20 protein-coding genes and 2 tRNA genes are annotated in these 23,920 nt (G+C 71.7%); 3 read left to right on the forward strand and 19 right to left on the reverse strand.

Annotated elements, in window-relative coordinates; translation table 11 throughout:
• Positions 1–269 precede the first annotated feature (269 nt).
• The 3 genes from Scani_RS29565 to Scani_RS29575 all read right to left on the reverse strand — a co-directional run bounded on the left by Scani_RS29565 (position 270) and on the right by Scani_RS29575 (position 5,910).
• Complete coding sequence (locus Scani_RS29565; RefSeq protein WP_159480840.1) at positions 270–3,191, reverse strand: leucine--tRNA ligase; 2,922 nt, start codon at positions 3,189–3,191, stop codon at positions 270–272.
• 313 nt (positions 3,192–3,504) lie between these two features.
• Positions 3,505–5,463 (reverse strand): S53 family peptidase, encoded by a 1,959-nt coding sequence (locus tag Scani_RS29570; RefSeq protein WP_159480841.1) that lies wholly within the window; start codon positions 5,461–5,463, stop codon positions 3,505–3,507.
• Between the two features lie 374 nt (positions 5,464–5,837).
• Positions 5,838–5,910, reverse strand: a tRNA-Ala gene (locus tag Scani_RS29575).
• A 153-nt stretch (positions 5,911–6,063) separates the two neighbouring features.
• Here Scani_RS29575 and Scani_RS29580 point away from each other — a divergent pair.
• Positions 6,064–7,431, forward strand: coding sequence for a glycosyltransferase 87 family protein (locus Scani_RS29580; protein ID WP_159480842.1), 1,368 nt, complete (start codon positions 6,064–6,066; stop codon positions 7,429–7,431).
• A gap of 86 nt (positions 7,432–7,517) precedes the next feature.
• Here the strand turns inward: Scani_RS29580 and Scani_RS29585 are convergent, their stop codons facing one another.
• The 9 genes from Scani_RS29585 to Scani_RS40115 form a co-directional block, all read right to left on the reverse strand.
• A complete protein-coding gene (locus Scani_RS29585; RefSeq protein WP_006605665.1) occupies positions 7,518–7,751 on the reverse strand; it encodes a hypothetical protein in 234 nt (77 codons plus the stop codon).
• A 3-nt stretch (positions 7,752–7,754) separates the two neighbouring features.
• Positions 7,755–8,003 (reverse strand): hypothetical protein, encoded by a 249-nt coding sequence (locus Scani_RS29590; RefSeq protein WP_159480843.1) that lies wholly within the window; start codon positions 8,001–8,003, stop codon positions 7,755–7,757.
• 471 nt (positions 8,004–8,474) lie between these two features.
• Positions 8,475–8,547 (reverse strand) — tRNA-Ala (locus tag Scani_RS29595).
• Between the two features lie 112 nt (positions 8,548–8,659).
• The gene (locus Scani_RS29600; protein ID WP_159482452.1) at positions 8,660–9,313 is read right to left on the reverse strand and encodes a histidine phosphatase family protein; all 654 of its coding nucleotides are present in this window, start codon (positions 9,311–9,313) and stop codon (positions 8,660–8,662) included.
• The gene (rsfS, locus tag Scani_RS29605; protein WP_159480844.1) at positions 9,310–9,744 is read right to left on the reverse strand and encodes a ribosome silencing factor; all 435 of its coding nucleotides are present in this window, start codon (positions 9,742–9,744) and stop codon (positions 9,310–9,312) included. The genes Scani_RS29600 and rsfS overlap by 4 nt, the downstream gene beginning before the upstream one ends.
• Before the next feature lie 264 nt (positions 9,745–10,008).
• Positions 10,009–11,862: a LytR C-terminal domain-containing protein gene (locus Scani_RS29610; RefSeq protein WP_159480845.1), complete on the reverse strand. Its 1,854-nt coding sequence runs from the start codon at positions 11,860–11,862 to the stop codon at positions 10,009–10,011.
• Positions 11,863–11,886: 24 nt separating this feature from the next.
• Positions 11,887–12,498 (reverse strand): nicotinate-nucleotide adenylyltransferase, encoded by a 612-nt coding sequence (gene nadD / locus Scani_RS29615; RefSeq protein ID WP_159480846.1) that lies wholly within the window; start codon positions 12,496–12,498, stop codon positions 11,887–11,889.
• A gap of 52 nt (positions 12,499–12,550) precedes the next feature.
• A complete protein-coding gene (locus Scani_RS40110; protein WP_167538156.1) occupies positions 12,551–12,712 on the reverse strand; it encodes a hypothetical protein in 162 nt (53 codons plus the stop codon).
• Positions 12,713–12,828: 116 nt separating this feature from the next.
• Positions 12,829–12,978, reverse strand: coding sequence for a hypothetical protein (locus tag Scani_RS40115; protein ID WP_167538157.1), 150 nt, complete (start codon positions 12,976–12,978; stop codon positions 12,829–12,831).
• Positions 12,979–13,129: 151 nt separating this feature from the next.
• Here Scani_RS40115 and Scani_RS29620 point away from each other — a divergent pair, with 151 nt between their 5' ends.
• Positions 13,130–14,233: a M48 family metallopeptidase gene (locus Scani_RS29620; RefSeq protein WP_159480847.1), complete on the forward strand. Its 1,104-nt coding sequence runs from the start codon at positions 13,130–13,132 to the stop codon at positions 14,231–14,233.
• On the opposite strand, the gene Scani_RS29625 is transcribed toward Scani_RS29620, so the two are convergent.
• The 5 genes from Scani_RS29625 to proB form a co-directional block, all read right to left on the reverse strand.
• Positions 14,230–15,354, reverse strand: coding sequence for an SCO2583 family membrane protein (locus tag Scani_RS29625; protein WP_159480848.1), 1,125 nt, complete (start codon positions 15,352–15,354; stop codon positions 14,230–14,232). The genes Scani_RS29620 and Scani_RS29625 overlap by 4 nt on opposite strands.
• Positions 15,355–15,461: 107 nt before the next feature.
• Positions 15,462–16,121 carry an SCO2584 family spore wall biosynthesis protein gene (locus Scani_RS29630; RefSeq protein ID WP_159480849.1) on the reverse strand — a complete coding sequence of 220 codons (660 nt, stop codon included), beginning with the start codon at positions 16,119–16,121 and terminating at the stop codon, positions 15,462–15,464.
• Positions 16,122–16,183: 62 nt separating this feature from the next.
• Positions 16,184–17,452, reverse strand: a complete 1,269-nt coding sequence (locus tag Scani_RS29635) for a glutamate-5-semialdehyde dehydrogenase (protein WP_159480850.1) — start codon at positions 17,450–17,452, stop codon at positions 16,184–16,186.
• A gap of 73 nt (positions 17,453–17,525) precedes the next feature.
• Entirely contained in the window at positions 17,526–18,020 is a 495-nt protein-coding gene (locus Scani_RS29640) for a DUF8830 family protein (protein ID WP_159480851.1), read from the reverse strand.
• Between the two features lie 237 nt (positions 18,021–18,257).
• Positions 18,258–19,382: a glutamate 5-kinase gene (gene proB / locus Scani_RS29645; protein ID WP_167538158.1), complete on the reverse strand. Its 1,125-nt coding sequence runs from the start codon at positions 19,380–19,382 to the stop codon at positions 18,258–18,260.
• Positions 19,383–19,823: 441 nt separating this feature from the next.
• On the opposite strand from proB, the gene Scani_RS29650 reads away from it, so the two are divergent.
• Complete coding sequence (locus Scani_RS29650) at positions 19,824–21,911, forward strand: hypothetical protein (RefSeq protein ID WP_159480853.1); 2,088 nt, start codon at positions 19,824–19,826, stop codon at positions 21,909–21,911.
• Between the two features lie 143 nt (positions 21,912–22,054).
• Here the strand turns inward: Scani_RS29650 and obgE are convergent, their stop codons facing one another.
• Both obgE and rpmA read right to left on the reverse strand, forming a co-directional pair.
• Entirely contained in the window at positions 22,055–23,491 is a 1,437-nt protein-coding gene (gene obgE / locus Scani_RS29655) for a GTPase ObgE (RefSeq protein WP_159480854.1), read from the reverse strand.
• Positions 23,492–23,650: 159 nt separating this feature from the next.
• Entirely contained in the window at positions 23,651–23,908 is a 258-nt protein-coding gene (gene rpmA, locus Scani_RS29660) for a 50S ribosomal protein L27 (RefSeq protein WP_085925635.1), read from the reverse strand.
• Between the last annotated feature and the right edge of the window lie 12 nt (positions 23,909–23,920).

Below are 23,920 nucleotides of genomic sequence, written 5' to 3' on the forward strand. Positions count from 1 at the left end.
CTGCCCTTAAGGGAAACCACCCATGGCCCTCACCCAGGCAAACGGCCCACGCCACCGACGAGGCTCCGGCCCGCCGCCCGACACCGGCATCCCGCACCGCGCGTCAGGCGTCACCCGGGCCCGAAGCCCGTGGCCAGGCGCCCAGGAACGGCCCGGCGCCCCCGCAGCGAGCCCGCCGCCGATGCCGAGGAGCCCCAGCCCGGAAACGCCCCCGCCGCCCGGGCTCCGCGCGGCGCCCGGGAACAGTCCCGAGCGCCGCCGCGGGCTCCCTACGCCGGAACGATGTTCACCAGCTTCGGCGCCCGGACGATGACCTTCCGGATGCCCGCGCCGTTCAGCGCCGCGACCACGGCCGGCTCCGCCAGGGCCGTCGCCTCCAGGTCCGCGTCGGAGATCGACGGGGCGACCTCCAGGCGGGCCTTGACCTTGCCCTTGATCTGCACGACGCAGGTCACGGTCTCGTCGACGACATACGCCGGGTCGGCCACCGGGAAGTCCGCGTGCACCACGGTGTCCGTGTGGCCCAGCTTGCGCCACAGCTCCTCGGCGATGTGCGGCGCCAGCGGGGCGATCAGCAGCACCAGCCGCTCGGCGACCGTGCGCGGGACGGCGCCGCCCGCCTTGGTCAGGTGGTTGTTCAGCTCGGTCACCTTGGCGATGGCGGTGTTGAAGCGCAGGTTCGCCATGTCCTGGGTGACGCCGTCGATCGCCTTGTGCAGGGCCCGCAGGGTGGCCTCGTCGGGCTCGGTGTCGACGACGGTGACCTCGCCGGTCGCCTCGTCGACGACATTGCGCCACAGGCGCTGCAGCAGGCGGTACTGGCCGACGACGGCCCGGGTGTCCCACGGCCGCGAGACGTCCAGCGGCCCCATCGCCATCTCGTACAGGCGCAGGGTGTCCGCGCCGTACTCCACGCAGATCTCGTCGGGGGTGACGGCGTTCTTCAGGGACTTGCCCATCTTGCCCAGGACACGGCTGACCTTCTCGCCCTGGTAGTAGTAGCCGCCGTCGCGCTCCTCGACCTCGGCGGCCGGGACGGCGATGCCGCGGCTGTCCCGGTAGACGAAGGCCTGGATCATGCCCTGGTTGTACAGCTTGTGGAACGGCTCGGAGGACGCGACGTGTCCCAGGTCGTGCAGCACCTTGGACCAGAAGCGCGCGTACAGCAGGTGCAGCACGGCGTGCTCCGCGCCGCCCACGTACAGGTCGACGCCGCCGGCCGGCTGACCGTCGCGCGGCCCCATCCAGTACTGCTCGATGTCCGGGGCGACCAGCGCGTCGGCGTTGCCGGGGTCCAGGTAGCGCATCTCGTACCAGCACGAACCCGCCCAGTTGGGCATGGTGTTGGTCTCGCGGCGGTAGCGCTTGATGCCGTTGCCGTCGCCCAGGTCCAGGTCGACATGGACCCAGTCCTCGTTGCGGGACAGCGGGGTCTCCGGCTGGGTGTCGGCGTCGTCCGGGTCGAAGGTGCGCGGGGAGTAGTCCTCGACCTCGGGCAGCTCCAGCGGCAGCATCGACTCGGGCAGCGCGTGCGCCACGCCGTCCTCGTCGTAGACGATCGGGAACGGCTCGCCCCAGTAGCGCTGCCGGCTGAACAGCCAGTCGCGCAGCCGGAAGTTGACGGTGCCCTCGCCGATGCCCTCGGCGGCCAGCCAGTCGGTGATCTTCGCCTTGCCCTCGGTCACCCCCAGGCCGTCCAGCGAGATGGCGGCGCTCGACGAGTTCACGATCTTCGCGTCGTACGAGGCGAAGGCGTCGTCCCAGGTCGACGGGTCGGTGCCGCGGTCGTCCGACGGCTCGACGACGCAGCGCATCGGCAGCTCGAAGGCGCGGGCGAAGGCGAAGTCACGGCTGTCGTGCGCGGGCACGGCCATGATCGCGCCGGTGCCGTAGCCCATCAGGACGTAGTCGGCGATGAAGACCGGGACCGGCTCGCCGCTGACCGGGTTGGTCGCGAAGGCGCCGGTGAACACGCCCGTCTTGTCCTTGGCCTCGGCCTGCCGCTCGACGTCCGACTTGGAGGCGGCCTGCTTGCGGTAGGCGGCGACGGCGTCGGCCGGGGTGGCGTGCCCGCCGGTCCAGACGTCGTGGGTGCCCTCGGGCCAGGCGTCGGGGACGATCGGTCCGGTGCCGTTCTCGGCGCCGGCGACCAGCGGGTGCTCGGGCGCCAGCACCATGTACGTGGCGCCGAACAGGGTGTCCTGACGGGTGGTGAAGACGGTGATCTTCTCGTCGCCCACCGGGAAGTCGACCCGGGCGCCCTCGGAGCGGCCGATCCAGTTGCGCTGCTGCAGCTTGATGGCCTCCGGCCAGTCCAGCGCGTCCAGGTCGTTCAGCAGCCGGTCGGCGTAGGCGGTGATGCGCATGTTCCACTGGCGCAGCTTGGCCTTGAAGACCGGGTAGTTGCCGCGCTCGGAGCGGCCGTCGGCGGTGACCTCCTCGTTGGCCAGCACCGTGCCCAGCCCGGGGCACCAGTTGACCGGCGAGTCGGAGGCGTACGCCAGGCGGTACTCGCCCAGGATGTTGGCCCGCTCGATGGGGCTCAGCGCGGCCCAGGGGCGGCCGTCGGGGGTCTGCCGGGTGCCGGCCTCGAACTGGGCGACCAGGGTGTCGACCGGGCGGGCCGCGTCCGCCTCCGGGTCGTACCAGGAGTTGAAGATCTGCAGGAAGATCCACTGGGTCCACTTGTAGTACGCCGGGTCGATCGTCTCGACCGAGCGGCGCTGGTCGTGGCCCAGGCCCAGGCGGCGCAGCTGACGCCGCATGTTCACGATGTTGGCCTCGGTGGAGACCCGCGGGTGCGTGCCGGTCTGCACCGCGTACTGCTCGGCGGGCAGGCCGAAGGCGTCGAAGCCCAGGGTGTGCAGGACGTTGTGGCCCGTCATGCGCTGGTGGCGGGCGTAGACGTCGGTGGCGATGAAGCCCAGCGGATGGCCGACGTGCAGGCCGGCACCCGACGGGTAGGGGAACATGTCCATGATGAACTTCTTGGGGCGGGCCACCAGCGCGGCGTCGCCGGCCAGCTCCCCGCTGGGGTTCGGGGCCTCATAGGTCCCGTCGGTCTCCCAGAAGTCCTGCCAGCGGGCCTCGATGTCGGCGGCCAGCGCTGCCGTGTAGCGGTGCGGCGCTGCCGTCTCGGCGGGGGCACCTCCCGCGCTTTCGGCAGCGGGGGAGGGGGTCGTCTCGCTCATCCTCAAAGCTCCATCGATCGTCTCTGCCTGCGGAAACGCGCCAAGAATCCCCGGCACGCCGGAAACAAAAAGACCCCTCGCACAGGAGGGGACGCCGCGCCGATTCCGACCGGATCTGTGATCCGTCGGTACTGATCAGCGCGGCCCGCTAAGCAGAAGGCGTACGGCACGCATGGCGTCAGGGTACCGCAGGGCGTACGAGGCCCGCGCCGAGGATTCCCCCGACGCGGGCCCCGCCCCCCGTTGCCCCTTGGCTCCTGCCGCCGCCCCACCGGGTCACGGGCGGGGCGGCAAGGCGGTGCCGCGCCCCGCGTCAGGGACGGTAGGAGCTCACATATCCGGCGCCCGGCGAGCCCACGCCCGTGACGTCGTCGTAGCCGACGCCCGCGTGCAGCGAGCTGTCCTTGCCCAGGCTGCGCAGCGAGGTCGTGGTGCCCTTGCCGGCGTCGGCGCCGTTGACGTAGTCGACGCGGACGACGGCCAGGTCACGGCCGGCACCCAGCGGGTGGTCGGTGACGTCGTGGTACGCGGCGGTGCCGTAGCGCTGGTAGATGCCGGGGTTGGCGAAGCCGATGGCGACGCCGTGCCGGGCCTGCTGGGCGAGCGCCTGGACGCCCGCGATCACCGGCGCGGCCAGCGAGGTGCCGCCGATGCGGTACTCGTCATAGCCCAGCTTGCCGTCCGGCAGGGTCTGGGTCTGGCCGACGAGGAAGCCGGTGTTGGGGTCGGCGACCGCGGCGATGTCCGGGACGGTGCGCATCACGCCGCCGCCGTTCGCCTTCGCGAGCCCGTCCGGCACGATGCCGCGCTGGTAGAAGGGCTGCGCGACGGTCTTGCTGGTGCCGCCGCCGGCGCCGCCGTTGAAGGCACCGGGGAATCCGGTCCAGTCGTTGCCGTCCTTGGAGAGCCCCGCCTTCAGGGTGCCCCAGCCGGTCTCCCACTGGTAGGAGTCGTGCTTGCCGACGGCCAGGGAGGTCCCGCCGACCGCGGTCACCCAGGCGGAGTTCGCCGGGGTGTCGACCTGCTTGGTGCCGGTGTTGGCGACCTCGTCGCCGTTGTCGCCCGAGGAGAAGTAGAAGCCGATGCCCTGCACCGCGCCCTGCTGGAAGAGCTGGTCGTAGGCGGCGGCCACGTCCGGGGTCTCGTTGGCCTCGATGTCGCCCCAGGAGTTGGAGACGATGTCGGCGAGGTGCCCGTCGACGACCTTGCCCAGCGAGTCGAGCAGGTCGTCGTCCATGCAGGAGGCGCCGCCGACGTAGACGATGTCGGAGTCGGGGGCGACCGCGTGGACGGCCTCGACGTCGAGGGTCTCCTCGCCGTACCAGCCGGCCGCGCCGCAGTCCTCGATGTGCGTGTAGTCCTTGGGCAGCACCTGGGAGAGCTGACCGCGGCGGTAGCGGGGGTCCCCGTTACGGGCCGCGTAGGTGTCCGCGTCCTTGGCGATGGTCGGCGAGGCGTACGCGTCGGTGATCGCGACGGTGACGTGCTTGCCGGTCCACTTCTTCGCCCCGTAGGCGGCACGCAGCTGCTTGCCGGTGTAGCCCTTGATCGCGTACGGCGCCTTGGCTCCGTAGGCGGACGGCAGCTTCTTGTCGGTCCTGGAGCCGTAGTACGACGAGAACGGTCCGGAGTTGCGGAAGACGCCCTCCGGCGGCGGCAGTTCGCTGGAGTGGTGCTTGGCGAACCGCGGCGCGTTGTTCAGGCCGGTGACCGTCAGCACCGCGTCGGCCAGCGTGGCGGGCGCGGAGGCGGTGGTCGACGGGGCGTGGTAAACGTGACCGCTCTTGCGGTAGTTGTGCAGGTCGGTGGCGAAGGCGCGCTCGGCGGCGGCCACGTCGCCCTTGACCGTCACATACCGGTTGGTGGTGCCGGTGACCGTCAGGCCGGACTTCTTCAGCCAGTCGGTCACCTTGGCTATCTGGTCGTGCGTGGCGCCGTAACGGGCCCGCACCTGGGCGGGGCTCAGGTACTTCCCGTACGCCGCGGAGTGCGGGTCGGACACGGCCCTGGCGTAGTCCGCGAGCCCCTTGGCGTCACGGCCGGCCAGGTAGACGCGGGCATTGACGGCCGCAGAAGCGGAGGTGTCGCCCTGGTCGGCCTGCCGGGTGGCCCACAGGGGCTTGGTGCCCTGCAGCGCGTGCCGTCCGCCGTCGTGGCCCGCGGCGTCGGCGGCGGGTGCGCCGAGCGCGAGCGCACCGGCGACCAGCGGCAGCGTCGCTGCCCAGGCCAGACCGGCGCGGGCGCGCAGTGATCTGGTGCGGCTTGATCTCATGTAACCCCCTGCTGTGGCGATGCGGGGTGCCGCGCTGCGCCGGTGCGCACGTGCACGGCACCGCACAAGCGGTGAATGCGCGGGATGTGACGTTCACGCGATGCGCCACTCTTTCGGTGAACCGTTCATGTCAGGGGCATGCGATCACCAAGAAGAGCCCAAGGAATGGCAAGGACTGACCAGGAATGGACAGGGAGCGAACACTCAACTCGCCATAACGGACGGCCCACTGACCGGATATCAGAGCAATCCGGGAGGAAGCGCCCGCCGGGTCCGGAGCGCCGGGACACCCGGTCCCGGACCCGCACGCGCGCCGTGCCGGACCCACACGACAGAGCGGGCCGTCCGTATCGGACGACCCGCTCTGTTCTCTGTGGAGCTAAGGAGAATTGAACTCCTGACCTCCTGCATGCCATGCAGGCGCTCTACCAACTGAGCTATAGCCCCGTATTCTGTTGCCCGCCCGGTTCCCCGCTGCGGCATCGCCTACATTACACGGACCTCCCCGGCTTCTGCCAAATCGTTCTGCCCGGGCCCCTCGGCGTGACGCACGGTACTGTCGGCAAGCCGTGCCCGATTCGTCCTGGGGAGCCCTACGCCGTGACCGCGCTGGAGCTGGACGCGCCCACCGACCCCCGCGGCCCCCACCCCGGCAGGGGCATCATCCGGCGGCACCCGACCCGCGCGGCGGCGCTCGCCTGTCTGGTCTCGTTCACGGCCTTCTGGATCGTGCAGCGCCTCGCGCACGTGACCATGCTCGACCTCATGGTCTACCGCGCCGAGGGCCTCACCGTCCGCAACGGCGGCGCCCTCTACGACATGGTGGCGACCTCGGCGCACCTGCCCAACACCTACCCGCCCTTCGCCGCGCTGCTGTTCACCCCGCTCACCCTCCTCGACGTGCCGGCGATGCGCGCCCTCGCCACCGCCGGCAACCTCCTGCTGCTGCTCGCCGTCGTCCACCTCTCGCTGCGCCTGGTCGGCCGGCCCCGGCACCTCCCCGGACCGGCCGCGACGCTGGCGGTCTCGGCACTGCTGGTGTGGTGCGAGCCGGTGTGGACCACGCTGCGGTACGGCCAGATCAACCTGTTGCTCGCCGCGCTGGTGCTGTGGGACCTGACCCGCAAGGACACCCAGCGGCTCGCGGGCATCGGCATCGGTGTCGCGGCCGGCCTCAAGCTCACCCCGGCGCTGTTCGCCGTGTTTCTCGCGCTGGCCGGCGCCGTCCGTGCCGGGCAGCTGCTCCGCTCCGGCGCGGGCGGGCGCGGCGCCTGGAACGTCTGGCTGCGGCAGGCCTCCGTCGCCACCGCCGCCTTCCTGGGCAGCGCCCTGCTCTCCGCGCTCGTGCTGCCGCGCGACTCGCACCGCTTCTGGACCGAGATCGTGTTCGCCGCCGACCGGGTCGGCGAGGTGGAGATCACCGCGAACCAGTCGCTGCGCGGCGCCCTCGCCCGGCTGCTGCACACCCACGATCCGGACATCACCTGGATCGTGGTCGCCGGCCTGACCGCGGCCCTCGGTCTGACGCTGGCGGTGCGGTCGCTGCTGCGCGGGCGGCGCGCCTGGGCGGCCATGGCCTGCGCGGCCACCGCTCTCCTGGTCAGCCCGGTCTCCTGGTCCCACCACTGGGTCTGGTGCGTACCGATGGTGATCCTGCTGGGCTCCGAGGCGCTGCGCCGGACCGGCACCGCCGCCCGCCGCTGGTGGGCCGCGACCCTCGCCCTGGGCCTGCTGTTCGGCTCCTTCGCGCTGTGGTGGGTGCCGCACCGCTGGCACCAGCACGAGGAACTGCAGCAGAACGGCGTCCAGATGCTGCTCTCCGACGTCTATCCGATCGCCGGTCTGGCGCTGCTGGCACTGACCGGCGCCCGGCTGCGGCGGTCCGGCGGACGGCCGGGCCGGGACAGCGCGCCCGGACGGCCGATGCCGGCAGTGGTGGGTGAACCGCCCGCCCGCGCCGCGGACTGACGTGGGGACCGTCGCGCCGCCGGCCCAACGGCACCCGCGGGATCGACAGTTCCGCCTGCCGCCGCCGTCGCCGGGGTGGCGCCCGCTCAGGCCGTCGCGAACGAGTAGAACCGCTTCAGTGTGCAGTGCTCTTCCAGCAGCCGCCCGTAGATCGGCTCCCCGTCGAGTTCCCGGTAGGTCTCGATGGGGTCGCCCTTGATGACGAGGGCGCGGGCGCATTCCTCGCACCAGTACTGGTAGTCGGTGTTGACCGGTTCCATGTCGCGGACAATCGGCGTACCGCTGCCGCACCAGTCACATTTCCTGCTGTGGGCGCCCATCCATCAGCTCCAACTGTGGCCGCAGGCCGTACAAACGAAGGAAATGCCCCCGTTGTCACCCAGCACCTGGGCCACATGGGAGGAGCCGCAGGACGGGCACTGCAGCGCGGGACCATCGTCGGCATCGGCTGCGGGAAGGGGAGCATCAACGGGGCAGGTGAAGCGGAGCACATATTCCGGCAGCCAGTCATAACCTTGCGCCTCGGCCACTTCGAGCAGGTCGTTGACCTCCTCGAGGATGCTCGTGGGCATCGCGATCTCTCCTCCCCTGCCGGCGCCGTCCGATTCTGCCACGGACCACGGACCGGGTCAGGCCCGCCTTCTCGCCATCCAGGCGAACCCGCCCTCGTCGCCGCGCCGTCCGGAGCGGGGCCACTGCCCCATACTGCCCGCTCCGCCGCGCCGGCCCGGCCTGCGCAGGCCACTTGCGGCCGCCAACGGGCCTTCTCCTCCGTGGTGTTGGCACGCGGCCCGGCCGGCCGGCTGCCGTGAGCGTGTGCGTCCGCGGCCCCGGGCCCGCGCGCACGGGAGCGGAAAGAGGAGCGGGAGCACTGCGGCAGCGCGCACGCGGAGCCGTGAGCGTGCGGCGCGGCACCGGCCGCCCGGAGGTCACGCACCGCTCGGAGAAGAGAGACCCCAAAGGACGCGGGGAGCGCACACGGCACGAAGAAGCGCACAACGCAGAGATCCCGCCTCCGTCTGGAGGCGGGATCTTCCGGGCTGTGGAGCTAAGGAGAATTGAACTCCTGACCTCCTGCATGCCATGCAGGCGCTCTACCAACTGAGCTATAGCCCCGGGTCTTGTTCCGCTCCCCCGGGTTTCCCCCGGCGGCGCCGCGAACAAGAAGAACTTTAGCCTGCGACCTGCCCAGATGTGAAATCCGGTCGGCCGGGGCCGCCCGGCGGGGTCAGTCGTCGTCGCCGAGCACCGGCTCCGGGAGGGTGCCGGCGTTGTGCTCCAGCAGGCGCCAGCCCCGCGCGCCCTCGCCCAGTACGGACCAGCAGCAGTTCGACAGACCGCCCAGGCCCTCCCAGTGGTGGGCTTCCAGGCCGAGCAGCCGCCCGATGGTGGTGCGGATCGTGCCGCCGTGGCTGACGACGACCAGGGTGCCGTCGTCGGGCAGCTTGTCGGCGTGGCCGAGCACGACGGGGGCGGCCCGGTCGGCGACCTCGGTCTCCAGTTCGCCGCCGCCGCGCCGCACCGGCTCACCGCGCTTCCAGGCGGTGTACTGCTCGCCGTACTGCGCGAGGATCTCGTCGTGCGTCAGTCCCTGCCAGGAGCCCGCGTAGGTCTCCCTCAGGGCCGCGTCATGCGTGATCTCGAGCCGGGTGAGGGCGGCCAGCTCGCTCGCGGTCGTCGCGGCCCGTTGCAGGTCGGAGGCGATGATGGCGTCCGGTCGCAGGGCGGCGAGCAGCCGGGCGGCGCGGCGCGCCTGGCCGAGGCCCTCCTCGGTCAGCTCGATGTCCGTCGACCCCTGGAAGCGGCGTTCCAGATTCCAGGCCGTCTGGCCGTGGCGCCAGAGGACGATGCGGCGGCCCCGGCCGCCCTTGGTGCCGTTCAGAGCAGCTCTCCGTCCTGCTCGCCCGCCGTGGCCTCGGCGTGCTCCGCGGCCTTGCCGCGGGTGGCCTTGGCCTCCTCGGGGAGGTCGATCTCGGGGCAGTCCTTCCACAGGCGCTCGAGCGCGTAGAAGACCCGCTCCTCGCTGTGCTGGACGTGCACCACGATGTCGACGTAGTCGAGCAGGACCCAGCGGGCCTCGCGGTCGCCCTCACGGCGGACCGGCTTGGCGCCGAGTTCCTTGTTGAGGCGCTCCTCGATCTCGTCGACGATCGACTTGACCTGGCGGTCGCTGGGGGCCGAGGCCAGCAGGAAGGCGTCGGTGATCGAGAGGACGTCGCTGACGTCGTACGCGATGATGTCGTGCGCGAGCTTGTCGGCCGCGGCCTGGGCGGCGGCGTTGATGAGCTCGAGGGAACGGTCCGTGGCGGTCACAAGCGGCTTTCCGGGTCGAGGGGCAGCCTCTCCGGCCGGGCAGGGGCAGCTGAGCGCACCGCTGAGCCGCGGCGCGCGCCGCAGTCCCCGTGGGCGACCGGATCGGCGGTCAAGTACCCCTCAAGGGTCTCACGGACCACCGACACTCCCGACTGGGTTTTCGAACCAGTGGGTCGGTTTCGGTCTCCGGGCTGGTCAGCGCGGTGGTCGGGGCCCTCGGTGCCCGCCGGTGGAGACCGACGGGCACCGGGCGCGTCCTACCCGTCAGCCCTTGTAGTCCTGTCCCAGGACCACGGTGATGTCGGCGTTCGAGGCGCCCTTGCCCTGCCTGACCACGCCCGCCGACAGGCCCAGGGTCTTGGCGACCTCCGCGGCCCTGGCCTTCTGGGCGGCGTCCTCGTAGGTGATCCGGGACGTGGCGGCCGCGGCGGTCGTGCCCGCGTCGACGAAGCTGTAGCCGCCGTTGAGCAGCGAGACCTGCGCCTTGTTGGTGGCGCCCCTGTTGCCCGTGGCATTGCGGACGGCGACCCGGGCGGTCGCGTCGGGGGCGGTCTTCTTGACCGTGCCGCCGAGCACGTCCTTGACCACACCGGTCGCGGCGGCCTGGCTGAGCGTGCCGTTCGCCTGTACGGGCAGCAGGGCCGTGCGGTACGCACCGGTCTTCGCCAGCTCCGCCCGCTGCGCCAGCGAGCTGCCCAGCTGGCCCTCGGTGAGCGGCGGGTCGAGCACCTGCAGCAGCGACTTCACGGTGGCCGTGGCGCCGTCGGCGTCGCTGGAGACCTTCTTCAGGGTCGCCTGCATGACCTGGCCGAACCGCTGCAGCTGCCGGGTCTGGGGCTCGCCCGGCGCCTGGTAGGTGGCGTAGGCGACGGCGGCCTGGCCGCCCAGGTCCTGGGCCCTGCCCTGCTTGACGACCGGGGAGGCGCCCTTCTTGGCGCCGGGCACGGTGGCGTCGGTGTCGAGCGTGATCCCGCCGACCGTCTCGACGAGGTTCTCCAGATACGGGGTGTCCAGCCGCCAGCTGGCCTTGAGGTCGGCGCCGAGGAGGCTGTTGAGGGAGTCCCGGGTCGGCTCGGTGCCGTCGTCCTTGACCGACTTGCCGAGCGTCGTGGAACTGCCGTCGTCCTTCGAGACGACGAGGCTGTTGGGCAGGAGGACGGTGGTGCCCTTGTGGGTGGTCTCGTTGTCCACCAGCAGCGCCGTCGAACTGCTCCCCGTCTTGGTGTCCCGCAGATGGACGACGAGGACGTCGCGCTTCTGCCCGCCTGCCGCGGCCGCCGGTCCGGAGCCGGAGCCCGCCAGGCCGGGCAGTTTGCCCGCCCACCACAGATAGCCGGCGCCGCCGGCGACCAGCAGGGCCAGCACGACGGACAGCGCGACGATCCGGCTGCGCCCGCGGCGCTTGGCCTCCTCGCGCCGTTCGGTGCGGCTCTCGGTGAACTTCAGCCAGTCGATGACGTCTTCGGAGTCCTCGTCCGGCTCCTCGATGAAGGAGAACTGCTCGGTGCGGTACTCCGGGTCCTCGTCGGCAGAACCGGCGGAACCGGGCGGGCCGCCCGCGGCGGCCGGCTCCGCGCTCTCCTCCGCCGGGGCGCGGCGCTGGGCCGGCGGCCGGGGCTGCTGGTCCTGGCGCTGCGGAGCGGGCTCGTCGTAGCGGGGCTGGTCCGCGTAGGCGACCTGCTCGTACGGCGACTGCTGGGCCTGCTGCGGGATCCACTCCTGCTGGTGCGGCTGCTGCTGAGGGGGCTGTTGCTGCTGGGGCTGGGCGTACGGGTCGTACTGCTGGGGGTAGCCATGGCGGTCCTGCACCTGCGGACGGCCGTACGCGTCGTAGCCGTACTCCGTCTGCCCCTGGTAGGTCCCGTGCCCGTGCTGTCCCTGCGCGGCCTGGCCGCCGCCCTGCTGGCCGCCGTAGGGGTCGTAGCCCTCGTACGCGGACGGGGCGGTCTGCTGCCCGTAGGCGTCGTAGTGCTGCTCGTACGACGGCTGTGCGGCGTCGCGGTACACCGGCTGCCCGTAGGCGTCGTAGGTGTAGCTCGTCTGCCCCTGCTGCTCCTGGGCATAGGGGTCGTGGGCATACGGGTCCTGCGGCCCGTACGGATCGTGTCGGTCGCTCACCGGTGCCCCTTTCCGTCAGCCCCGTCAGCGGTCGTTGCGGTACAGCTGTTTTTTGTCGATGTAGCGCACCACACCGTCCGGCACCAGGTACCAGACCGGATCCCCCTGGGCGACGCGCGCCCGGCAGTCGGTCGAGGAGATGGACAGCGCCGGCACCTCGACCAGGGACACCGCCCCCGCGGGCAGCCCGGGGTCCGCGAGGACATGGCCGGGCCGGGTCACCCCGATGAAGTGGGCGAGCGAAACCAGCTCCGCGGCATCGTGCCAGGTCAGGATCTGGCTGAGCGCATCGGCGCCGGTGATGAAGAACAGATCCGCGTCACGGTGCTCCGCGCGCAGGTCACGCAGCGTGTCTATCGTGTAGGTCTTGCCGCCGCGGTCGATGTCGATCCGGCTGACGGAGAACTGCGGATTCGACGCGGTCGCGATGACCGTCATCAGATACCGGTCCTCGGCCGGGGACACCTTCTTGTGGCTCTTCTGCCACGGCTGTCCCGTCGGTACGAAGACGACCTCGTCGAGGTGGAACTGGCTGGCCACCTCGCTGGCGGCGACCAGGTGTCCGTGATGGATCGGGTCGAACGTCCCGCCCATCACTCCGAGCCGCCGCTTCACGGGCCCTGTGTGCTCTCCCATGCGTGCAGACCCTACTGGGCGCCGCGCGATGCCGGGGTCCGGGTGCCGCGGCTCAGCGGTCCCGGTTGAAACGGGTCGTGATCCAGAGCAGGAGGAGCAGGACAATCAGGGCGCCGCCGCCGGTCACGAAGGGGCTGAGGCTGGCGTGACCGCCCTCGTGTCCGGGCTCGGCGGCGAGGGAAACCAGGGAGTGTGCGGTGGTGTGCAGGCTCATCGTCAGCAGGACCAATCCGGGCTGGGGCGGGCAGAGACTTCCACCACATCGTAAGCGCCACCTCACCGCGGGCTCACGCCGACTCCGTCCCGAGGACTCCGGCGGGCCCCGCGGGGTCAGTCCTGGCCGTAGCCGCGCAGCAGGAACCAGGCGAGCAGGCCGGCGCCCACGAAGCCGACGATGATCACGGCGCGCAGGATCCATCCGGGTCCGCCGTCCCTGGCGGTCTCCTGGGCTGCGGCGAGCAGCACGCTCGGATACGGCATGACGGTGCGCTCCCTCGGGTCCGGCCGCGCGGTGATGTGCGGGCCTGTGCGGTCTTTTGGTGCGATCGCCAGCGTACGCCCGAGCATCCAATCTCCTGTCGGTGGCGTCCTCTAGTCTGAATCACACGCAGTCGAACAGGGGGAGGCCCCAATGACGGAGAGCCCAGGCGGCAGCGCGAACGTTCCGAGCCGGGACCGGCGGCGATTCCCCGGAATCTCGTCGCGGTCGTACGAACACCCGGCGGACCGCTCGGCGCTGGTGGCGTTGCGCAAGCTGAGCGGGTTCGACACCGTCTTCAAGACGCTCAGCGGCTTGTTGCCGGAGCGCAGCCTGCGGCTGCTGTTCCTGTCGGACTCGGTGCGGGTGGGCGAGCAGCAGTTCGCGCACCTCAACGACATGCTGCGCGACGCCTGCTACATCCTGGACCTGGAGAAGGTCCCGCCGATGTACGTCAATCAGGACCCGCAGCCCAATGCCATGTGCATCGGTCTGGACGAGCCGATCATCGTGGTGACGACCGGTCTGGTCGAGCTGCTCGACGAGGAGGAGATGCGCGCGGTCGTCGGCCACGAGGTCGGGCACGCACTGTCCGGGCACGCCGTTTACCGCACGATCCTGCTGTTCCTGACGAACCTGGCGATGAAGGTCGCCTGGATCCCGCTGGGCAATGTCGCGATCATGGCGATCGTGACGGCACTGCGCGAGTGGTTCCGCAAGTCGGAGCTGTCCGCGGACCGCGCCGGGCTGCTGGTCGGGCAGGATCTGCAGGCCTCGATGCGCGGACTGATGAAGCTGGCCGGCGGCAATCACCTGCACGAGATGAATGTCGACGCCTTCCTCGCGCAGGCGGACGAGTACGAGTCGGGCGGCGATCTGCGCGACTCCGTGCTGAAGATCCTCAACCTGCTGCCGCGCAGCCACCCGTTCACGACCGTGCGGGCGGCCGAGCTGAAGAAGTGGGCGGCCAGCCGCGACTACCAGCGGATCATGGACGGCCACTACCCGCGCCGGGACGAGGACAAGGACACCTCGGTCTCCGACTCGTTCCGGGACTCCGCGGCGCACTACGCCGACTCGGTGCGCAACAGCAAGGACCCGCTGATGGGCCTGGTGCGCGACATCGCGGGCGGTGCGGGCGATCTGGGCGGCAAGCTGCGCGACACGGTCTTCCGTGGCGGCGGGCGCCCCGACGGCTCGGGCGGCGCCAACGGCAGCAACGGCACGGGCGGCGCCGACCGTCCGGAGGGCTCCTAACGCAGCGGGCGGCTCGGCTTCGGCTGGGCGGCGGGCGCCAGCTCACCGCAGAGCGAGGGGTTGGCGCGGTCCCTGGCGTAGGGGTCGGTGCCGGTGGGCCGGTCCTGGCCGGCGTGCTGTCCCGCGAACAGCGGGCGCAGCGCGTCGGCAGGCCGCGAGGAGCAGGCCAGCGGCCCGGCCTGCAGGCTGCTCTGCACGACCTCCAGGCGGTGGTCGTTGAGGTTCTCCCGGCTCAGCCGGAAGTGCACCTCGCGCCGGACGGTGACCAGCGACGCGGCGCCCGGGGTGGGCTTGCCGATGCCCTGGCCCGGGCCGGTGTGGGGCGCGCCGGGGGCCGGCCGGACCGCGTAGACGAAGGTGTAGTCGGCGGTGACCTCGAGCGCGTCCGGGCTCAACTCGGAAGCGGCGAGCGTGCCGTTGACCCGCACGTTGCGGTCGGCGAGCCGGGTCTGCCGCGGGTCGAAGCGGACCAGCCACCCGGTCGCCGCGTCGTGGCCGTTGTCGTCGGGGCGGGCCAGGCTGCGGTCGAACTGGTCGAGTTGGCCGGTGTCGAGCAGCAGCCGGACCGGCCGTACGGACCCGCCGGTGAGGGTCCTCGGGTCCAGCGAGGACCGCACGACGTAGTCCTTCGCGACGGTCAGGGCGGAGACGATCTGGCCGTCGGAGAAGTGCTCGGTGCGCAGGACGGCGGGCAGATTGACGCCCGCGGCGCCGATTCGGTAGTGGGCCGCGGGGCTGTGCGCGAAGAGGTCCGCCGGCGTCGCGCCGGGCACCTCCCCGGACGGCGCGAGCGGCACCACCGCGGACCGCAACGGCTGCGCCCGGACGGTCTCCGGGGTCTTGTACGGGTGGCGGATGCCCATGTAGACGGCGGTGCCGAAGGCGAGAACGATCAGCAGCACCAGCAGGACGGCCTGCCGGGAGCCGCCCAGCCGCATCCAGGCGTGCCGGGTCTTGACGGCCGGCGAATGGTGCTCGCCCAACCGCTCGTCCGCGGAGAATTCCTGCAGTCGCGCAGCCCGAACAAACGATTCGTCGAAGACGACGGATCGGTATTCGTCCTCACCGCCTCCCGGGGCGCCGTTGGGCGTCCCTTCGGGAGGGTCACCAGGCCCGGTCATACAACAAGAGTAGGTCGGCCGGGGCGAACGTAAACGCCGGGGCGCCGGGCAACTTTGCCGGATGATTCCGTTTCGAAAACGCGTTTTGCGGGCACGGCGCCACGCCGTCAGTGCGGTCTGGGCACCGCCGAGAACGACGGGCTCAGGCGCTCGGCCGACGGCAGCGACGGGAGACCGGGGCGCGCGGTACGGACGCTGTCCGCCCCGCTCGTGGTGGAGGCGTCCACCCCGCTGGACGTGGGCGCCGGCGCCGGGGACTGGTTCCGCCCCGAGGAGCCCCGGTAGACGGCGCTGAAGGCCAGCGCGACCAGCCCGATGCCCATCACCACGGCCAGCACCCAGGCGACCGGCCGGTGCCAGCGGGTGCTGCTGCGGTAAGGGCGCAGAGCGCCGCCATAGGGGCCGTACGGGCCGTAGGGCGGGTAGTCGTCGTACTCGCCGTCGTCCCCGTACTCGGCGTAGTCGGTGTACCCGTCGTAGTCGTCCCCCCGGACGCGGCGGGGCCCGCGGGGGCCGGGCTCGTCCGGGTCGTCGCCCTCGGCTCCGAAGCCGGCTCCGGAGCGGGCCGCCTCGGCCTCGGCGCGTGCCTCCGCGGCGGCCAGCATGCGCTCGACCGCCGAGGGTTCGTGAATCCGCGCGGACCGGACGAATTCCTCGTCGAAGACCACGGAGGCGAATTCTTCGTCCGCTTTTCCGTGGCTCCCGTGGTGGTGCTCGTCGGGCTCTTCACCGTCCGGGAACGGCTTGCCCCCCACGTCGTCCGGCACCCGTCCAGGTTAGCCCCGGGCGGTCGTTTTGGGCAGGGAGAACGGGGAATCCGGGGGACGCTTCAGCGGGTGTGGCCGTCGCCCGTGAGGATGTACTTGGTGGACGTCAGCTCGGGCAATCCCATCGGGCCACGGGCGTGCAGCTTCTGCGTCGAGATGCCGATCTCCGCGCCGAAGCCGAATTCGCCGCCGTCGGTGAAACGGGTCGAGGCATTGACCGCGACGGTGGTGGAATCCACCAACTGGGTGAAGCGCCGGGCGGCGGCCTGCGACGTGGTGACGATCGCCTCGGTGTGGCCGGAGGTCCAGCGCCGGATGTGCGCCACCGCCGCGTCCATGTCGGGCACCACGGCGGCCGCGATGTCGTACGAGAGGTACTCCGTCGCCCAGTCCTCGTCGGTGGCGGGGGCGACCAGCCCGGGGCCGGCCTGCTGCCAGGCGGCGTCGCCGTGCACGATCACGCCGGCCTGGGTCAGCGCCTCCAGGGCGCGCGGCAGGAACTTCTCGGCGATGCCGGCGTGCACCAGCACCGTCTCGGCGGCGTTGCAGACGCTGGGCCGCTGGGCCTTGGAATTGACCAGAATGTCGACGGCCATGTCGAGGTCGGCGGCCTCGTCGACGTAGACGTGGCAGTTGCCGGTGCCGGTCTCGATCACCGGGACCGTGGACTCCTCGACGACCGTACGGATGAGGGACGCGCCGCCGCGCGGGATCAGCACGTCGACCAGGCCGCGGGCGCGCATCAGCTCGCGCACCGAGTCGCGGCTCTCGCCGGGCACCAGCTGCACCGCGTCGGCGGGCAGCCCGGCGCTCTGGACGGCGTCCCGCAGCACGTCCACGAGGGCGCTGTTGGAGGCGTAGGCGGAGGACGAACCGCGCAGCAGCACCGCGTTGCCGGACTTCAGGCACAGCGCCGCGGCGTCCACCGTCACATTGGGCCGGGCCTCGTAGATGATGCCGATCACACCGAGCGGGACCCTGACCTGCCGCAGATCGAGGCCGTTGGGCAGGGTCGAGCCGCGCACGACCTCGCCCACCGGGTCGGGCAGCGCCACGACCTGGCGGACGTCCGCGGCGATGGCCGCGATCCGCTCGGGGGTGAGGGTGAGCCGGTCCACGATCGACTCGGCGGTGCCCGCGGCCCGCGCCTTGGCGATGTCCTCGGCGTTGGCGGCGACGATCGCCTCGGTCCGCTCCACCAGGGCGTCGGCGATGGCGAGCAGCGCTGCGTCACGGGCCGTACGCGGCAGCGGCGCCAGGACGGCGGCGGCCTCCCGCGCGCGGCGGGCGGTCTCGAGGACGGGCGAGGTGTGCGATGCGCTGCTGGTCATGACCTGCAGCCTAGCGGGGCGGCAGGCCGCGGCCACGCCGTATCTCACAGCGCGGGACGCGGACGACCGCGGGTCAGAAGGGGTGGACGCCGACCGGGGAGGCCGGGGGCGGGCCGTAACCCTCCGCGACGCGTTGGTGATAGGTCTCGCGGTCGATGACCTCCAGGCCGACGATCTCCCACGGCGGCAGCTTGGCCGTCGAGCGGTGCTCGCCCCACAGCCGCAGCGCGACCGCCGCGGCGTCGTGCAGGTCCCGCGCCTCCTCCCAGTAGCGGATCTCGGCGTGGTCGTTGGCGTAGCGGCTGGTCAGCAGGAAGGGATGGTCGTGGGCGAGCTGTTCCAGCGCCCGCCGGACCTCCTTCAGCGGGGCCTCGGCGCCGGAGACGCTGAGGGTGATGTGCCACAGCCGGGAGGTCTCGCGGCGGCCGCCCTCCGGGCCGTGCCGCGTCGCCCCGTCCCGCTGGGCACCCCGGTCGTCCGGCCGGCCGGAGTCCTCGCCGGTGCCGACGCTGGTCAGTGCGCGCTCCGCCGTCCCTCGGGGCGGCGCCCCTGGGAGCCCTCGTCTCACCGGCGGCCTCCTGTGATGCGAATCGCTCCGCCCTCGGGGGTGCGGAGCCGTCGTACGTCGGCGGGTGCGCTCGCGCGCTGCGGGCACCGCTCCCCACGGCGCCCCCGCAACAAAGTTGACCAGCCCGCGGCCCGTCGCGGGGGCGTTTTCACCAAGGTCTGTACGGAAAGGCTGGTCTCCGCACCGCGCGGTGGGGGGTGTTCACGGACCGTGACGACGGCTGGCCGGCGGGCGGCCTCAGGGGTGCAGCAGCACGAGATCGTCGCGGTGCACGACCTCCCGCTCGTAGGCGGGGCCCAGCTCGCGGGCGAGATCGCGGGTCGAACGGCCCATCAATCGGGGGATTTCCCTGGCGTCGAAATTGACGAGTCCGCGGGCGACCGCGCGGCCGTCCCCGTCCCGCAGCTCGACCGGGTCCCCGGCGGAGAACTCGCCGTCCACGGAGGCGATGCCGGCCGGCAGCAGGGAGGAGCGGCGTTCGACGACCGCCCGTACGGCTCCGTCGTCCAGGACCAGGGCGCCGCGCGGCGTGGAGGCGTGCGCGAGCCACAGCAGCCGGTCGGCGGAGCGGCGGCCGGTGCGCAGGAAGTGGGTGCCGGTCGAGCCGCCGGCGAGCGCCTCGGCGGCGTGCACGGCGGAGGTCAGGACGACGGGGATGCCGGCCGCGGCCGCGATCCGGGCCGCCTCGACCTTGGTGACCATGCCGCCGGTGCCGACACCGGCCTTGCCCGCGCTGCCGATGGAGACGCCCTCCAGGTCCCCGGGCCCGCGCACCTCCGCTATCCGGGAGGTGCCGGGGGTGGCCGGATCGCCGTCGTAGAGGCCGTCGACGTCCGAGAGCAGGATCAGCAGGTCGGCGCGGACGAGATGGGCGACCAGGGCCGCCAGCCGGTCGTTGTCGCCGAAGCGGATCTCGTCGGTGGCGACGGTGTCGTTCTCGTTGACGATCGGCACGGCGCCCATGGCCAGCAGCTGGTCGAGGGTCCGGTAGGCGTTGCGGTAGTGGGCCCGGCGGCTGGTGTCGTCGGAGGTCAGCAGGACCTGGCCGACCCGGCGGCCGTAGCGGGCGAAGGACGCGGTGTAGCGGGCGACCAGCAGGCCCTGGCCGACACTGGCGGCGGCCTGCTGACGGGCCAGGTCACGGGGCCGCTTGTCGAGTCCCAGGGGTGCCAGCCCGGCCGCGATGGCCCCGGAGGAGACCAGCACGATCTCCTTGTCCTGGTGCTTGGCCAGCACGTTCACCAACGCGTCCACGCGGTCCGCGTCCAGTCCCCCGGCGGCCGTGGTCAGCGAGGACGAGCCGACCTTCACCACGATCCGGCGAGCGTCCTTCACGTCCTGCCTTGCGCCTGCCACCTGCATACCCCTGTGCTCGCCGATCCCACCGCCGTACGGGGGATTGCTGCCCGACCCGCACTACGGCCCTACGGGCGCAATCTACGGCAGGGCGGCCCGCGGGCGCTTCGCGATATCGCCTGGCGGACGCCCTGCAAGGACCTGAAGGGGACCAGGACCCCCATGATCCGGCGCGCGGAACAGTGCGCAGAATAGGGGCCGGAGTTCCTGGCTTTTTCGGACCTCTGCGGTTTTCCTTAAGACGGAAGCCGAGGCCAAGCGGTTGCGTTCGATTGGTCCGCTTTCGCGGTGATGAGAGCCACAGCAGATTGTCACCAAGGCCAACAAGGTCATACGGTCGGGTGTCCATCGGTCCCGTTTCGCCGCTCCGGCGGTGTCGCAGCGCGGGACCCGGCCGCCCCCCTCGGCCTCCCCTTTGACCTTTCGTGCTGCCAGGAGCCCTCCCCCGTGCCTTCCGCCGGAATCGCCCCCCGCCGAGCCGTCCAGCTCGCGGCACTCCTTGCGATGATGGTCGCGTTCACCGCCCAGTTGGTCGGTGCACTGCTGCCCGTCATCCCACTGTTCATCGCCGCATCCGTGGTCAACCTCGGCCTCGATCTGGTCCTCCAGCACAAGCAGCCCGGCCTGCTCGCGGTGCTCGGCCGGATCCGGTTCGACGTCACGGTGCGCCAGTTGCTGCGCGACATGCTGATACTGGTCGGCCTGCTGCACATCGACGGCATCAACCCGCTCGAGGAGCAGGCGCCGCTCACCATCACGCTGCTCCTCTTCTACGGCACCCACTTCGTGTGCCAGGCGGTCGCCGTGCTGGTCCGCAGGACCCGCAGCATGCCGTTCGTCACCCGCAACATCGACGCGAGCGAGCTGCGGCTGTGCGACGCGCCGCCGCGCATCCTCTCCCGCCAGACCGGGCGCCGCCTGCTGCGTTTCTCCGTGCCCACCACGGTCGGCATGATGCTCACCTCGATCACCACGGACGCGTACTGGGGCGGCATCGGCCTGGCCGTCTCCCTGACCCTGTCCGCCGGCGGCACCCTCTACCTGGGCACCTGGCTGCTGCCCAAGAAGCGGGTGGCCGGCGAGAAGCAGGCTCTGGAGTGGCTGGACAACTGGCTGGCCGAGTACCGGCCCACGGTCGGCATGTACTTCTCCGGCGGCTCCTCCTCCGCCTACCAGGCCAACATGTGGCTGAGCACCCTGGCCGCCCTGGACGGCAACCCGATCATCGTGCTCCGCGAGCGCTTCATGGTGCAGAAGATCGAGGCCACGGACGTGCCGATCGTCTGCATCCCCAAGGTCGCCAACCTGATGCGGCTGGAGCACTCCACGCTCAAGGTCCTGCTGCACCCGGCGAACTCCGGCAAGACCTCGCAGATCCTGCGCATCCCCTCCATCAAGCACGCCTTCACCAACCACGGCGAGAGCGACAAGCTGTCCTCCTGCAACCCGTACGCGAAGGCGTACGACGAGGTATGGGTGGCGGGCCCGGCGGCCCGCGACCGCTACCAGCTCGCCGACATCGGCGTCGAGGACAAGGACGTCGTCGAGGTCGGCCGCCCCCAGCTGGCCCCGATCCAGCCGTACGCGGGCGCCCCGGCCGACCGGATGACGACCGTGCTGTACGCCCCCACCTGGGAGGGCTGGGACGGCAACCCGGGCAACACCTCGGTGATCCTGGCGGGCGAGAACATCGTCCGCGAGCTGCTCGCCGACGAGAACGTGCAGCTGCTCTACAAGCCGCACCCGATGACCGGTTCCGTGGACCCGCGCGCGGGCGCCGCCAACACCCGCATCCAGGCGATGATCACGGAGGCGAACACCCGGCGCAGCGGGGCGCAGCCCGGCCCGGAGGCCGCCGCCGAGCTGACCCGCCGCACCGAGGAGCTGAACGCGCTGACCACCTCCGCGTTCCGCAAGAGCGCGGACGAGCTGGAGCGGATGCGGCTGCAGGGCACCCCGGACGAGGGCCGCGCGGCCGCCGTGGACGCGGCCGTCACCGCCTGGGAGGCGGCGTACTGGAACTCCTTCCCCCGGTGGGAGCACCGCATCATCACCACCGCCCGCCCCGGCATCTTCAGCTGCTTCAACCAGGCCGACGTGCTGATCAGCGACGTCTCCAGCGTCGTCTCCGACTACCTGAGCAGCGAGAAGCCGTACGCGGTCGCCAACACCTCCGGGATGAGCGAGGACGACTTCCGGGCGAACTTCCCGACGGTGCGGGCGGCGACGATCCTCTCGCCCGAGGCGGACGAGGTGGCCGGTCTGCTGGACGCGGTCCGCAACCCGGAGAAGGACACCCTGGCCGCCGAGCGGGCCGAGCTCAAGGAGCACCTGCTGGGCCCGTCGGACCCGCCGTCGTCGGTCCGCTTCAACCAGGCCGCGCTGGATCTGGCCGCGAAGGCCGACGAGCGGCGCGTCCGGATGGAGAACCGGCTGTCCGGTATCCCCGGTCAGCGCTCCCAGGAGGACGTGGACGCCTCCGAGACGGCCGGGCACGAGGCCAACGGCGCCTCGGACACCACGGCCGCCGTCTAGGCCGCAGCGGGCCGCTCACGGCTCCGCTCCGGGACCACGGAGCGGTACGGCAACGGGGAAGGCCCCCGGGAGTTCTCCTCCCGGGGGCCTTCCCCGTTGCCGTGTGTGCCCTGGACCGCCGGGCGGCCGCGGCGGGCGGACCGTCAGAAGGGCCGGAAGCCGTCGTACTCCTGGTCGGCCTCGTCCCGTGCCACGTCCCGGTCCTTGCGGCGCTGCGCGGCCGGCCGGGGCGCCTCCATGCGGTGGTCCTCGCCACGCCGTCCCAGCATCTCCGCGCCGGCCGCCATCATCGGCTCCCAGTCGAAGACGACCGCGTTGTCCTCGGGGCCGATGGCGATGCCGTCGCCCGCGTGCGCGCCCGCCTTGCGCAACTGGTCCTCGACACCGAGGCGGTTGAGGCGGTCGGCGAGGTAGCCGACGGCCTCGTCGTTGTTGAAGTCGGTCTGGCGGACCCAGCGCTCGGGCTTCTCGCCGCGCACGCGGAAGAAGTTCTCGCCCTCTTCCGTGACCGTGAAGCCGGCGTCGTCGACGGCCTTGGGCCGGATGACGATACGGGTGGCTTCCTGCACGGGCTTGGCGGCGCGGGCCTTGGCGACGACGTCGGCGAGCGCGAAGGACAGCTCCTTCAGGCCCATGTGGGCGACCGCGGAGACCTCGAACACGCGGTAGCCGCGCGCCTCCAGGTCGGGGCGGATCATGTCGGCGAGGTCCTTGCCGTCCGGGACGTCGATCTTGTTGAGGACGACGATCCGGGGCCGGTTCTCCAGGCCGCCGTACTGCTGGAGCTCCTCCTCGATGACGTCGAGGTCGGAGACCGGGTCACGGTCGGCCTCCAGGGTCGCGGTGTCGAGGACGTGCACGAGCACCTCGCAGCGCTCGACGTGCCGCAGGAACTCCAGGCCCAGGCCCTTGCCCTGGCTCGCGCCGGGGATCAGACCGGGGACGTCCGCGATCGTGTAGACGGTCGAACCGGCCGTCACCACGCCGAGGTTGGGCACCAGGGTGGTGAAGGGGTAGTCGGCGATCTTGGGCTTCGCGGCGGAGAGCACCGAGATCAACGAGGACTTGCCGGCGCTCGGGTAGCCGACCAGCGCGACATCCGCGACGGTCTTGAGCTCCAGCACGATGTCGCGGGCCTCGCCGGGCTCGCCGAGCAGCGCGAAACCGGGGGCCTTGCGGCGGGCGGAGGCCAGCGCGGCGTTGCCGAGACCGCCGCGGCCGCCCTGGCCGGCGACGAAGGTGGTGCCCTGGCCGACGAGGTCGGCGAGCACATTGCCCGCGCGGTCCAGGACGACCGTGCCGTCGGGGACCGGCAGGACCAGATCCTGGCCGTTCTTGCCGGAACGGTTGTCGCCCGCGCCCGGCTGGCCGTTGGTGGCCTTGCGGTGCGGGTGGTGGTGGTATTCGAGAAGTGTCGTGACGTCCTGGTCGACGACCAGGGTCACATCGCCGCCGCGGCCGCCGTTGCCGCCGTCCGGGCCGCCCAGCGGCTTGAACTTCTCCCGCATCACGGAGGCCACGCCGTGGCCTCCGTTACCCGCGGCGACGTGCAGCTCGACGCGGTCCACGAAGGTGGTCATGGTGGGGGTGCCTCCAGGTAACTACGGGTATGACGCTGTACTTGCGCGCATGTCTCTGTACTAACACGCAAGGGCGGACCGGCCTTCCCGCTGTCGCGGGAGAAGGCGGTCCGCCCCTGAGTGGTGCTGATGCTGAGCTATCGCTCGGTCAGGCCGGAATTACTCGGCGACCGGAACGATGTTCACGACCTTGCGGCCACGGTGGGTGCCGAACTGCACCGCGCCGGACGCAAGGGCGAACAGGGTGTCGTCGCCGCCACGGCCGACGCCCGTGCCGGGGTGGAAGTGGGTGCCACGCTGGCGGACCAGGATCTCACCGGCGAGGACGGCCTGACCGCCGAAGCGCTTCACGCCGAGCCGCTGAGCATTGGAATCGCGACCGTTCCGAGTGGACGATGCGCCCTTCTTATGTGCCATGTCTCCTCAGTC

Origin of the sequence: Streptomyces caniferus (assembly GCF_009811555.1) — a bacterium.
Classification (GTDB): domain Bacteria; phylum Actinomycetota; class Actinomycetes; order Streptomycetales; family Streptomycetaceae; genus Streptomyces; species Streptomyces caniferus.